This window comes from Bacillus sp. JJ664, from assembly GCF_036962205.1.
Taxonomy (GTDB): Bacteria; Bacillota; Bacilli; order Bacillales; family Bacillaceae_G; genus Gottfriedia.
Genome location: NZ_JBALMS010000081.1, coordinates 18,078 through 30,482 on the forward strand (window position 1 = coordinate 18,078; position 12,405 = coordinate 30,482).

The window sequence follows — 12,405 nt, forward strand, 5'->3', positions numbered from 1 at the left end:
AATTCACCTTTTTCTCTCAATCGCAAAAGTGTCTTTAATTGCTTTCGTATATGTGTGACCAGCCAAACGTCCAACTGGATTTAATTTTTCAGTATTGATTTTGCCATTTTCATATAGTTCATCATGAACATGAACATTTACAACTTTACCGATAACTAAGCTACCGGCACCTTTGTTTTCACCAAAATGTAATAACTCAAACAGTTCACATTCTAGTCCTACTAAACTTTCTTTAACTCTTGGAACATTTACTGTTGTACCATCAATTTTTGTCAGTCCAACCATTTCGAATTCATCTATTCCATAAGCAAAATCAGTTGCAGCTTGATTTACTTGTTCGCAAATTTCTTCACTCACAATATTAATGATAAACTCTTTTGTGCTTTCAATATTCTTAAGCGTATCTTTTTTATCACCGTCTGTTCCACGAATCATTGGAGCAAAACAAACGAGCATTGGATCAGCACAAATTGCTGTAAAGAAACTAAAAGGTGCAACATTCGCTACACCTTCAGTATTCTTTGTTGACACAAAAGCAATTGGACGTGGTAAAACTGAACCAATTAATAGCTTATAAGCATCTTGCCATGGTAAAGTATCCGGTCTAATTTCCATTGTGACAACCCCTTATAGATTTCCTCGCATCGCTTGTTCACGTTCAATAGATTCAAATAATGCTTTAAAGTTTCCATCACCGAATCCTTTAGCACCTTTACGTTGAATAATTTCAATAAATAATGTTGGACGATCAACGACTGGACGAGTGAAAATTTGTAATAAGTAGCCTTCATCATCGCGGTCTACTAAAATTTTTAATTCTCTTAGTTTTTCAATATCTTCATCAATTTTACCTACACGTTCTGTTAACATATCATAATATGAATCTGGCGTTTTTAAGAATTCAACACCTAATGCTCTTAGCTTCGTAACAGTATCTACAATGTCTTCAGTTAAAAGAGCTAGATGCTGTACACCAGGTCCATTGTTATAGTCTAAATACTCTTGAATTTGTGATTTACGTTTCCCTTCAGCTGGTTCGTTAATCGGGAATTTGATTCGGCTTCCATTTGTCATAACTTTAGACATTAGTGCTGAATATTCAGTACTGATATCATCATCATCAAAATGAATCATTGATTGGAATCCCATTACATTTTCATAATAAGCAACCCATTCTTCCATTTTTTCAACATTTCCAACAACGTGATCAACTGCAATTAATCCCGTTTCATTTACAGGGATTGTAAATGCACGATCTACATAACCAGGTAAAAATACACCTTTATAGTCTTTTTTCTCAATTAATGTATGAATTGTATCACCGTATGTTCCAATTACAGCTTTTTTCACTGTTCCATACTCATCACTTATCTCAGTAGGAGGCAAGATTTTAATTGCTCCACGACTAACCGCACCTTGATATGCTTTTTCGATATCATCTACAATTAATGCGATATCTTTTACGCCATCACCGTGTTTTTTTACAAATTCAGCAATTTTAGAATCTTCTTTTAAAGTTCCTGTAATCACAAGACGAATACTACCTTGTTTTAAAACATAAGAAACTTTGTCACGTACTTTTGTTTCTAATCCTGAATATGCGACTGGTGTAAAACCAAAAGTGTTCGCAAAAAAATAAGCTGTTTGTTTAGCATTACCCACATACAATTCTAAATGATGTACTTCTTGAACCGGAAAAATATCATAGCTATTTTTTGCTTGTGTTAATTCATTTTGTTTCATTTTGATTTCCTCCTATAAATTACGATTTTTGTGAAGAAAAAAACTATGTACAAACTTCAAGTAAACGCTTACAAAACAAATAAACTACATAAAAAAAACATTTTCATTGTATGATTATTCAAAAGAGTATCATTTATGATGATATGGACATTCCTCCCTTTTCTAACAAACAACCTTTACTACTATATGAATATTTGAATCCATCAATGATACATTTTATATTTTTTTATAGTAGCAACTAATACAAGAAGTTCTACATCTTTTTTGTAATTCCTTCAAAAAAATTAAATTATACGAAATTTCTGTCGTTTTATATTATTCAAAAATGTAACTTTGTTTACAATCTTTAAGCTACAATACTTTATTCTACTTCTTATTTAGTTCATAATATCAATTAGAAATATATGTAAATACATGTAGGAAACGGAGTGAAATAAACATGTTTATTATTCACGGTAGTTCAAGAGAAAACGGTAATACAGAGCAACTGACAAAAATGATTACTGAGGGTATTTCAGTCTCTGAGGTTCAATTACGAACAAAAAACATACGACCAATCAATGATCAAAGACATGCGGAATTTGGTTTTCAACCAGTTGATGATGACTTTGATCATATTTGTAAGGAAATGCTTGAACACGATACGATTATCTTTTCGACTCCTTTATATTGGTACGGTATGAGTGGATATATGAAAAATTATATCGATCGCTGGTCTCAAAGCTTAAGAGATAAAGAATTAAATTTTGCAGAAAAAATGAAAACAAAAAAAATGTATGTCGTTATAGTTGGTGGAGATAATCCAAGTTTAAAGGCATTACCACTCATTTTACAGTTTAAGCATATTTTTGAATTTTTAGGCGCATCATTTGGGGGATATATTCTCGGAAAAGCTAATTCTCCTGGTGATATTAGATTAGATTCAAATACTATTCAACAAGCAAACGCACTAAATTTAAAGCTAAAAAATGAAAATTAAATATGAAATACCCTTGCATATTCGCAAGGGTATTTTTGTTATGTTAGATAAGGTTGTTGAATTCCACTTTAATAAGTTCATTTTCCATGAGAAGTACGATGAGCCTCCTAGGCCCACAACGATGTGTAATTTCAATTAAAATGAAGTATGTTCCCACTCTAATTCGTTCATATGATCTAAAACATAATCTGTGCACATTTTAGGATTAATTGTATCAACATGTGAAATAGCAATCGATGACATTGTCACAGCATATTTAACTGTATCAGCCATACTCATTTGATTCATATAGCCATATCCGATTCCAGCTACAAGTGCATCTCCTGCTCCAGTGACATTCACAACAGATACTCCTTTAGCCTTTAATATGCCTTCTTCTACCCCATTATGATAATAGATTCCTTCCGCATCTAAACTAATAAATACGTTTTTGACACCTTTTTGCCTAAAATATTCACCAGCTTTTCTAACGTCAGAAATCGAAACAATTTCAAATCCACATAATACTTCAGCTTCATGTCGATTTGGTTTAACTGTATGAAAATATTGAATTGTATCCTTTATTTTGCAAGCCTTTGCAGCAGAGACTGGATCAAGAATAAACTTTGTTTCTTGATGAAATTCTGTTAATAAATATTGAAGTGTGCTTGGATTATCTGCATCGACTACCATATAGTCAGCACCTCGAATAACGTCGGCTTTCGAAAGAATAAATTCTTTTGTAAAGTTGTTAGTGATTGTTAAATCTACTACTGCGGAAACCATTTCGCCACTTTCATCTAAAATAGCTAAATATGTTGGAGTAGATTCTCCTTCAATAATCAAGCTTTCACTCATATCCATACTAATTTTTTTAGAGTGTTCTATCATATTCATTCCATTCATATCGTTCCCAACGACTGAAATAAATTTTGTATTTAATCCGATTTTCGCCATATTTTCTGCAATATTTCTGCAAACGCCACCAAATGAAACTTTCACACTACCTGGGTTCGAATCATAAGGGCGATAGTTTTTTTTGGTAAACCCGATAATATCACATATTGAAACCCCAAAAACTAAAATATAAGGGTTATTACTTTTGGTCATACCTTCATTCCTCTCACTTACATAAAAAATTAATTAAATTTAATAATATACATTATTTAAATATACCATAAAACAAATACATTTATTAATACAAATTCTTATATTTTTTTATAATTAATTCTTTTAGCCCTTGACGTATACTATACATGCAGATAAAATATATTCTTGTTTGTTAAATTACGTGGTTCGCAACCCTCCCACGAAAAAAAACTAAGGAGAAATAAAATGAAATTAAAAACGATTGCGATAAACGGCGTTTTTGCTGCTTTATATATAGCAGTTACCTTTTTTGTACAACCATTCGGATTTTCGAATATCCAATTCCGCCTTTCAGAAATATTTAATCACCTAATTGTATTTAATAAAAAATATTTCTTCGGAATTGTTCTAGGTGTTATTCTTGCAAACTTTTTCTTTTCACCAATGGTTGATTATGATTTAATATTTGGAGTCGGACAAACTGTTATCTCATTGTTCATTACAATCATTACTTCAAAATTGATCAAAGGCATCATTCCACGTATGATCGTGAATACAATCGTCTTTACCGCTTCAATGTTCTTAATTGCGATTGAATTAAAATTAGCATTTGGATTACCCTTCCCAATAACATATTTAACAACTGCAATTGGTGAATTTGTTGTTATGGTCATTGGTATCCCTATTATGTATTACCTAAATAAACGTGTTAATTTTGAGAAACTCATTTAACATATAAAAAGAGTTGCCAATCAATCGGCAACTCTTTTTTGTATGTATTTTTTTAAAACTATATTCTTATTTATCTTCTCTTAATATATATTCATTTCCGTCTTGATCATAAAATGAAAACATCGTTCCAAATGGCATTCTTAACATATCGTCAACTTTTACGCCATTATCTTGCATTTGTTTATAAGCTGTTTCAACGTCATTCGTACTGAATAAAACAGTTGGATGTGAAACCTTCTCTGGCTTAAATTGTTCCATTGATGATTTTGAATATAAAACTAGTGTCGTAAATTCGATTTCACTCGGACCAACTTCGATCCACTTTGCATCTGGACCCATTGGCATCTCATGCTTCAATACGAATCCAACTTTATTTATCCAAAAATCCTTCGCAGCTTCTTGATCTTGTACATATACAGTAACTTTACCAATTTTATTAATCATTTAAAATGTGCCCCTTTTTTTAAATTAGTCTGACAAAATTTAGTATATCAAACAGATTTTGACAAAACAATTGCACTAAGTAAAAAGAAAAAACTCAAATTTGATAACCATTAGCATGGTAAATCCAATCTTTTTCTATATAAAAAAAACGACTCAATTTATTGAGTCGTTTCACTAGAACAAAGTATAAAAAAATAGATATTCAGGCTGACTGAGTCGTTTACATAACACGCTTAAACATTTTTTCAAGCTCATACGAACTAAAATGAATAACGATTGGTCGACCATGTGGACATGTAAAAGGATTTGTTGATTTCCTTAGTGATTCTAGCAAACTAAATATTTCATCATTCGTGATAAATTGATTCGCTTTAATTGAAGCTTTACAACTCATCATGATTGCTTTTTCTTCTCGTAGTTTTTTGATATTAATTGTCCCACGTTTTAATAACTCTTGGATCATCTCATCAATTAATGTTTCTTCTTGTCCTTCTGGAAACCAATTTGGATGTTCTCTAATAACGTAGCTATTACTTCCAAAGTTCTCAATAAACAAACCAACTTCTCTAAGTTCATCAGTATATTGATCTAACAGAATAGCTTGTTCTGGAGAAACATCAAATGTAATTGGAATCAATAAGGTCTGTAATTCCGCTGCAATGTCACCAATCTTTTCTTTAAAATATTCATAATAAATTCGTTCTTGTGCAGCATGCTGATCAACTAAATACAACCCATTTTCATTCTGGGCAACAATATACGTCCCATGCATTTGTCCAATCGGATAAAGTGGTGGTAACTGATCGACCGATTGTTCTTCTTTATCAAGCTCATTGTCAATGAAGACAGTAGTTTCAACAGTGTTACTTTTTAACTCTTCGCGATTATGATCGATATTATCGTTTTCATTTGAATAAAACGATTTAAAATATTGGCTTTCATAATCAACTTGATTTTCTGATTCAATGAAATCATTTGTTTCATGACTATTTGATGTTTCTTCAAATATCTTTTCTGATTGCTGGTTTAAACGATTCATAGAATCATTTTGCAATGAAAACGGCAAGCTCTTTTCAACATCATCTTTCGTTGTATGTTCAAACGAAAATGTAGATTGCTCACTTAAAACCTTTGCTTTCGGTGCTGATCTTGTTATTTCTGGAATTAATGATCTACTTCTAAATACTTTTTGGATACTTTCTCTGATTAATGTATACAACTGCTCTTCCTTGCTAAAACGTACTTCTTGCTTTGTAGGATGGACGTTTACATCAACCAATTGAGGATCCATTTTGATAAATAGTGCTACAATAGGAAATCTACCAATTGGAAGTAATGTGTGGTAGCCTTCCGAAATTGATTTATTTACTCCATAATGTTTAACGTAGCGACCATTTACATAAATCGATAAATAGTTTCTTGATGCTCGAGTAAATTCAGGCATTGATAAATAGCCATCTACTTGAAAATCTAATGATTCGGCTTCAAAGTGAACCATGTTTTTAGCAATTTGCAGGCCGTATAATGACGCTAAGATTTGCTTTGCATCTCCATTCCCATTACTTCTAAACATGTATTTATCATTATGCTTTAAATCAATTGCAATAGATGGATTAGCTAGAGCAAGTCTATAAACTACATCAGTCACATTACTTAATTCCGTTTGGACTGTTCGCATATATTTCAAACGAGCAGGTGTATTAAAAAATAAATTAGAAACATCTATACTTGTCCCTGTCGATTTAGCAATTTCTTTTTGAGATTGTAAAATACCACCTTTAAGAACCGTTTCAATACCTGGACCATCAGTTGTTGATGTTTTAACTGTCACATAACTTACTGATGCAATACTCGGTAATGCTTCTCCACGAAATCCTAGTGTTCGAATTCGAAAGAGGTCATTTTCATTTTTTATTTTACTAGTCGCATGACGTTCAAAAGCGAGAATGCTATCTTCTTTTGACATCCCTTCTCCATTATCACTAATGAAAATTCTCGAGAGTCCACCGTCATTTATTTCTATTGAAATGCGTGTACTTTTTGCATCAATCGAATTTTCAAGCAATTCCTTCACAACAGATGCAGGTCGCTCAACTACTTCACCTGCTGCAATTTGATTGGCAAGGATTTCATCCAACTTTTTAATTTTAGACATTCGCTTCCTCCTTTCCAAAATAAAAAGAAAGGCCCACTTGCGGCCTTGGCTATTATTTCTTTACTTCTTTTTGTAGTTCATATAATAAATTAAATGCTTCCATTGGATTCAATTCTAATAAATTTACTTTTTTCAACTGATCAATGACAGGATGATCTTTTTTCAATTCTTTCTTCGGTTTTTCTACATCAAAAAAGCTTAACTGTGCATTAGAATCATCATTCAATTCCTCAGGAGTTTCAATTTTTTGATTATCTTCTCTCACTATTTCACTAGAAAAATTAACTTGTTTTTCGGATTCTTCAGTTTTAAACGGTCTCTCATTTGATTCTAAGTCTTTTAATAGCTCCTTAGCTCTAGAGATGACATCTTTAGGCAGATTTGCAAGTTCGGCAACATGAATTCCATAGCTTTGATCTGCAGCCCCTTCAAATATTTTATGAAGGAATAAAACTTTCCCATCTTGTTCTTTGGCAGCAACATGTATATTTTTTAAATGTACTAATTGTTCTGCTAATACAGTTAGCTCATGATAATGAGTCGAGAATAGAGTTTTCGCACCAATGTGATCATGAATATATTCAATCATCGATTGCGCTAACGCCATTCCATCATAAGTTGATGTACCTCTTCCAATCTCGTCAAATAATATTAAACTATTTTCAGTCGCATTTGTAATGGCAAAGTTTGCTTCTAACATTTCAACCATAAATGTACTTTGACCTGAAATTAAATCATCCGCTGCACCAATACGTGTAAATATTTGATCAAAGATCGGTAATTTTGCAGACTCAACAGGTACAAAACATCCAATTTGGGCCATGATGCTAATAACTGCAACTTGTTTCATATACGTACTTTTACCAGCCATGTTTGGCCCAGTGATTAATAATTGATGTGTTAATTCATCTAAGTTTGTATCATTTGGAATATATTCAGTATCGGATAATACGCGTTCTACAACAGGATGACGCCCATTTGTAACCATATATTCACGTTTAATTGTAAATGTCGGTTTTACATATCCATATTTTCCACTAATGACTGAAAAACTTTGTAAAACATCTATTTGGCTAATAACTTGTCCTAGTTTTTGAAGTCTTGTTAAATATTGCTTTACTTGCTCACGAATCGAGATAAATAATTCGTATTCCAAACCAATCATTTTCTCTTCTGCTTCAAGAATTAATGTTTCTTTTTCTTTTAATTCTTCTGTTATAAACCGTTCAGCATTAGCTAGTGTTTGCTTGCGCTCATATCGACCTTCTGGAAGCTGTGACAGATTAGACCTTGTTACTTCAATAAAATAACCAAATATCCGATTGTAGCCTATTTTAAGGGACTTTATTCCCGTAATGTCTCGCTCACGTTGTTCTAGCTCCATTAGCCAGTTTTTACCATTCTTACTAACAAAACGATATTCATCAAGCGTTTTATGATAACCATCTTTGATAATGTTACCTTCTTTAATCGATAAAGGTGCATCTTCTACTATTGATGATTCTAAAATCTCCTCTAGTTCATCACAAGTGTCGATTTGATTAAGTAACGAATGAATTTCATCATGATCAATCATTTTTAATGTTTCTTTGATCGCTGGAATATTTTGAAGTGAACGTTTCAGTTGTAATAAATCTCTCGCATTCACGTTACCAAATGAAACCTTTCCAGCTAATCTTTCTAAATCATAAACGCCTTTTAATAATTCTTTTATATCTTCACGTACAAAGTAATTTTCATTAAAAAGTTCAACAAGCGTTAAGCGTTTTTCTATTTGTTTAACATCTACCAAAGGTCTTTGAATCCACTTTTTAAGCAAACGTCCACCCATTGCCGTTTTTGTTTCATCTAATAACCAATTCAATGAGCCTTGTTTATTTTTTGAACGTTGCGTTTCAACTAATTCTAGATTTCTCATTGAATACATATCCATATTTAAAAAGTCATGTTGGTGGATGACAATGATTGGTTGTAAATGAGAAAGCGTACGTTTTTGCGTTTTTGATAAATAGTTTAATAATCTTGCCACTGCTTTTTGAAGTTCAACTCGTTCAATTGTTTTGACTACATTTGTAAACTCCTCAGTTAACGAATCATTTGTTTCAATTGACACCGTAATTGAAAAACTTTTTTCAAGTGTTTGAATGGCCTTCGTAGAAAAATGATCGGCAACCACGACTTCTTTCGTACCAGTAGCAGCAATCTTTAATACCGCCTCATCTAATGACCCTTTTAATAACATTGCATTTCCTTCACCAGTCGTAAGGTCAATCCAAACTAACCCATAAGATGTAGGTGTAAATTCCATCAACGAGGAAATATAATGATTTTGTTTTTCTTCAATTGTTCGTCCTTCCATTTGAGTGCCCGGTGTAATTAGTTGAACAACCTCACGTCGAACAACTCCTTTTGCAACTGATGGATCTTCTACTTGCTCACAAATTGCTACTTTATATCCTTTTTCTACTAATTGTTCTATATAACCAGCTGCAGAGTGATATGGTACTCCACACATCGGTATTTTCTCTTCCGAACCACCTGCACGTCCAGTCAAAGTAATTTCTAATACTCTGGATGCTTTAATTGCATCTTCAAAAAACATTTCATAAAAATCACCAAGTCTAAAAAATAAAAAAGCATCTTGGTAATGTTTCTTTATATTTAAATATTGCTCTATCATAGGCGTATAAGTTGCCATACTATACTATCCTCTCCATCAAAACATTCTTTGCATATTATATCACATTTTGACGAAGGCTTTTTGAATACTTACTCGTATTATTAAATGTTTCTTTTATTTTGAGCAACAAAAAAGCTAGGAAGTGTCACCTTCCTAGCCTTGTTTATTCTTCTTCACCATCTAAAATAAAATCTGGATCTAACTCTTCAAACTCATCATCTAATTCATAGAAATCCTCACCGTCATATGCACCATCTGGAGCTACGACAACAACTACTTTCGTTTCGCCTACTACTTCAACTAATACCTCTTTTTCAACAGTTACGATAAAGCGATTGCCATTTGGTGAGATAACTGCATCTAAACAATTTGGGTGCTTTAATGATTTTGCAATTACTTCACAATCTTCTCCAGTATAATTATCATCTCTGTACTTTAATTTCACCAGTTCATGATATTTTACTGATTCTTGTACAACCTCAGTTCTCGTATTGTCACTATAGGAGTACCAAATATTGATATCATATTTACCCGATACCTCTACTCCTTCTTTCACTTTTTTAGCATCATATACATGATTAATAACCCAGCAGCCTAGTATACTTGATGGTGTATGACTTGGTGTGATTGTATGAGTGCTTCTATTGTATTTCTTGCCTTTTCCTACGACTGCCTTCGTTATGATCTCTCTGTATTCAGACATAGGTGTGACCCTCCTCGTTCCATTTTCATTTCATTCTATGCGTGACATTAGCGGAATGTGTTAATGACATGAAAATTCTTTTATACAAGTTAAAAAAACATGTGATGATAAATTGTATGACGAGTGCCCAATAAAGTTGACTGTTTATTAAAGAAATTAAAAAATAATCATAAAAAATTATGATGAAACCGTATCATACCTATGTTTTAAACAGATTTTAAAAAGCATATTTCGAAGTGTTTTTAAGAAACACTGTAAAGTAAAATAACTCGACAAGGAAGTCATCGGATGTAGAAATGTCAGAGGAGATTTTTCCAAGTGTATTCCACCAATTTATTGAATATGAAGGAACAATATAGCACTTGGAAGAGAATAAGAGAGGATATTTCTTAAAAGAGGTAAACAAAAAAGACACAATGGCAATTTAATTTAGATTGCACGTTGTGTCTTTTTATTAATGACTGCAGCTATCTGTTGAGCAGCCTGAACCTGCATTGCTTGCAATTTTTGATCCAGTTTCACCACTTAATAAGTTTCCACCAGTAGTTTTAATAATTTCATCTGTTACACCGTTTGAAATTGTGTGTGCAATTAGTTGAAGTAAGTCATTTACTTCTACTTGAGAAGATTGAAATTCTTGAACGATCGGAATTGATTCTAATTGTTCATTAAGCTCATCAAGCTCTTGTTCCACTTTTTTCAATGCTTCTTTCTTGCCCCAATGTTCAAGATTTACTGCTTGTTTTTGTAAAGATTTAATTTGTTCTATATGTGTTTTAACAGTTTGGCTTTCATTAATTTGAGCTTCAGCTCGTTTAAAAAAGTCTACTTCTTCTGTTTCAGAAATCATTACAGCTAATTCTTTTGCACGTGCAACGATATCTTCTTTTGTAAATTTTCCCATTATCTCACCTCTACTGGTTCTTCTACTGATTCTTCGACTAATTCACCGTCTAATGACCATGTTTTAGCATTTGTAACTTTAACTTTTACGATTTGACCAACAATTGATTTTGGACCTTTGAAATTAACAAGTTTATTGTAAGGAGAATATCCTGCAAGTACATCAGGGTTTTTCTTACTTTCACCCTCAACTAATACTTCAAGAATTTGACCTTCGAATCGCTTATTAAACTCATTTGCTTTTTGATTAACAACAGCATTTAAACGTTGTAAACGTTCTTTTTTCACATGCTCTGGTACATTATCAATCATTTTCGCAGCAGGAGTACCTTCACGCGGTGAATAAATAAACGTGAATGCTAAATCGAAACCAACTTCTTCATATAAAGTCATTGTTTCTTCAAATTGTTCATCAGTTTCATTTGGAAATCCTACAATGATATCTGTTGTAAATGAGATATTTGGCATTGCAGTTTTTAACTTTTTCACTAAACCAAGATAATGTTCACGATCATATTTACGTGACATTAGTTTAAGTACCTCTGAACTTCCTGATTGAACTGGTAAATGAATATGTGGCATTAAATTGCCACCTTTAGCTAATACTTCAATTAAATGATCATCAAAATCACGAGGATGACTTGTCGTAAAGCGAACACGAGGAATACCAATTTTACGGATTTCATCCATTAAATGGCCAAGTCCGTATTTCCCATCCTCAATGTCTTTACCATATGCATTAACATTTTGCCCTAAAAGTGTTACTTCTTTGTATCCTAAACGAGCAAGTTCACGTACTTCATTAATGATATCCTCTGGTTTACGACTACGCTCTTTACCGCGCGTATAAGGTACGATACAGTACGTACAAAACTTGTCACAACCATACATAATATTAACCCACGCTTTTATTTCACCACGACGAACTTTTGGAAGGTTCTCAATTACATCCCCTTCTTTTGACCATACTTCAATAACCATTTCTTTACTAAACATAG

General features: G+C 32.5%; 11 protein-coding genes and 1 riboswitch. Of the genes, 2 read left to right on the forward strand and 9 right to left on the reverse strand.

Annotated elements, in window-relative coordinates; genetic code table 11:
• Window positions 1-3: 3 nt before the first annotated feature.
• Together V7056_RS14050 and hppD are read right to left on the reverse strand one after the other, a co-directional pair.
• Window positions 4-615, reverse strand: a complete 612-nt coding sequence (locus V7056_RS14050) for a flavin reductase family protein (RefSeq protein WP_499702895.1) — start codon at window positions 613-615, stop codon at window positions 4-6.
• A gap of 12 nt (window positions 616-627) precedes the next feature.
• Window positions 628-1,743, reverse strand: a complete 1,116-nt coding sequence (hppD, locus tag V7056_RS14055) for a 4-hydroxyphenylpyruvate dioxygenase (protein ID WP_499702897.1) — start codon at window positions 1,741-1,743, stop codon at window positions 628-630.
• A 439-nt stretch (window positions 1,744-2,182) separates the two neighbouring features.
• On the opposite strand from hppD, the gene V7056_RS14060 reads away from it, so the two are divergent.
• Window positions 2,183-2,722, forward strand: coding sequence for a flavodoxin family protein (locus V7056_RS14060; RefSeq protein ID WP_499702899.1), 540 nt, complete (start codon window positions 2,183-2,185; stop codon window positions 2,720-2,722).
• Window positions 2,723-2,857: 135 nt separating this feature from the next.
• Here the strand turns inward: V7056_RS14060 and V7056_RS14065 are convergent, their stop codons facing one another.
• Window positions 2,858-3,811 (reverse strand): carbohydrate kinase family protein, encoded by a 954-nt coding sequence (locus V7056_RS14065; RefSeq protein WP_499702900.1) that lies wholly within the window; start codon window positions 3,809-3,811, stop codon window positions 2,858-2,860.
• Window positions 3,812-3,986: 175 nt separating this feature from the next.
• A riboswitch (PreQ1 riboswitch) is annotated at window positions 3,987-4,031 on the forward strand.
• Window positions 4,032-4,036: 5 nt separating this feature from the next.
• On the opposite strand from V7056_RS14065, the gene V7056_RS14070 reads away from it, so the two are divergent.
• The gene (locus V7056_RS14070; RefSeq protein WP_499702902.1) at window positions 4,037-4,522 is read left to right on the forward strand and encodes a QueT transporter family protein; all 486 of its coding nucleotides are present in this window, start codon (window positions 4,037-4,039) and stop codon (window positions 4,520-4,522) included.
• A gap of 66 nt (window positions 4,523-4,588) precedes the next feature.
• On the opposite strand, the gene V7056_RS14075 is transcribed toward V7056_RS14070, so the two are convergent.
• From V7056_RS14075 to miaB, 6 genes are all read right to left on the reverse strand, one after another.
• Entirely contained in the window at window positions 4,589-4,966 is a 378-nt protein-coding gene (locus V7056_RS14075; RefSeq protein ID WP_499702904.1) for a VOC family protein, read from the reverse strand.
• A gap of 220 nt (window positions 4,967-5,186) precedes the next feature.
• Complete coding sequence (gene mutL / locus V7056_RS14080) at window positions 5,187-7,121, reverse strand: DNA mismatch repair endonuclease MutL (RefSeq protein ID WP_499702906.1); 1,935 nt, start codon at window positions 7,119-7,121, stop codon at window positions 5,187-5,189.
• 52 nt (window positions 7,122-7,173) lie between these two features.
• A complete protein-coding gene (gene mutS / locus V7056_RS14085) occupies window positions 7,174-9,819 on the reverse strand; it encodes a DNA mismatch repair protein MutS (protein WP_499702908.1) in 2,646 nt (881 codons plus the stop codon).
• Window positions 9,820-9,964: 145 nt separating this feature from the next.
• Complete coding sequence (gene cotE, locus V7056_RS14090) at window positions 9,965-10,504, reverse strand: outer spore coat protein CotE (protein WP_499702909.1); 540 nt, start codon at window positions 10,502-10,504, stop codon at window positions 9,965-9,967.
• Window positions 10,505-10,958: 454 nt separating this feature from the next.
• Window positions 10,959-11,408 carry a YlbF/YmcA family competence regulator gene (locus V7056_RS14095; RefSeq protein WP_499702911.1) on the reverse strand — a complete coding sequence of 150 codons (450 nt, stop codon included), beginning with the start codon at window positions 11,406-11,408 and terminating at the stop codon, window positions 10,959-10,961.
• On the reverse strand, window positions 11,408-12,405 hold a 998-nt coding region (gene miaB, locus V7056_RS14100), incomplete at its 5' end, for a tRNA (N6-isopentenyl adenosine(37)-C2)-methylthiotransferase MiaB (RefSeq protein ID WP_499702913.1). The genes miaB and V7056_RS14095, both read right to left, overlap by 1 nt.

Bases quoted from the DNA above. Each gene is read 5' to 3' on its own strand.
- hppD (WP_499702897.1), bottom strand. From the start codon at position 1,743: ATGAAACAAAATGAATTAACACAAGCAAAAAATAGCTATGATATTTTT.
- V7056_RS14060 (WP_499702899.1), top strand. From the start codon at position 2,183: ATGTTTATTATTCACGGTAGTTCAAGAGAAAACGGTAATACAGAGCAA.
- V7056_RS14050 (WP_499702895.1), bottom strand. From the start codon at position 615: ATGGAAATTAGACCGGATACTTTACCATGGCAAGATGCTTATAAGCTA.
- V7056_RS14095 (WP_499702911.1), bottom strand. From the start codon at position 11,408: ATGGGAAAATTTACAAAAGAAGATATCGTTGCACGTGCAAAAGAATTA.
- V7056_RS14075 (WP_499702904.1), bottom strand. From the start codon at position 4,966: ATGATTAATAAAATTGGTAAAGTTACTGTATATGTACAAGATCAAGAA.
- mutL (WP_499702906.1), bottom strand. From the start codon at position 7,121: ATGTCTAAAATTAAAAAGTTGGATGAAATCCTTGCCAATCAAATTGCA.
- cotE (WP_499702909.1), bottom strand. From the start codon at position 10,504: ATGTCTGAATACAGAGAGATCATAACGAAGGCAGTCGTAGGAAAAGGC.
- mutS (WP_499702908.1), bottom strand. From the start codon at position 9,819: ATGGCAACTTATACGCCTATGATAGAGCAATATTTAAATATAAAGAAA.
- V7056_RS14065 (WP_499702900.1), bottom strand. From the start codon at position 3,811: ATGACCAAAAGTAATAACCCTTATATTTTAGTTTTTGGGGTTTCAATA.
- V7056_RS14070 (WP_499702902.1), top strand. From the start codon at position 4,037: ATGAAATTAAAAACGATTGCGATAAACGGCGTTTTTGCTGCTTTATAT.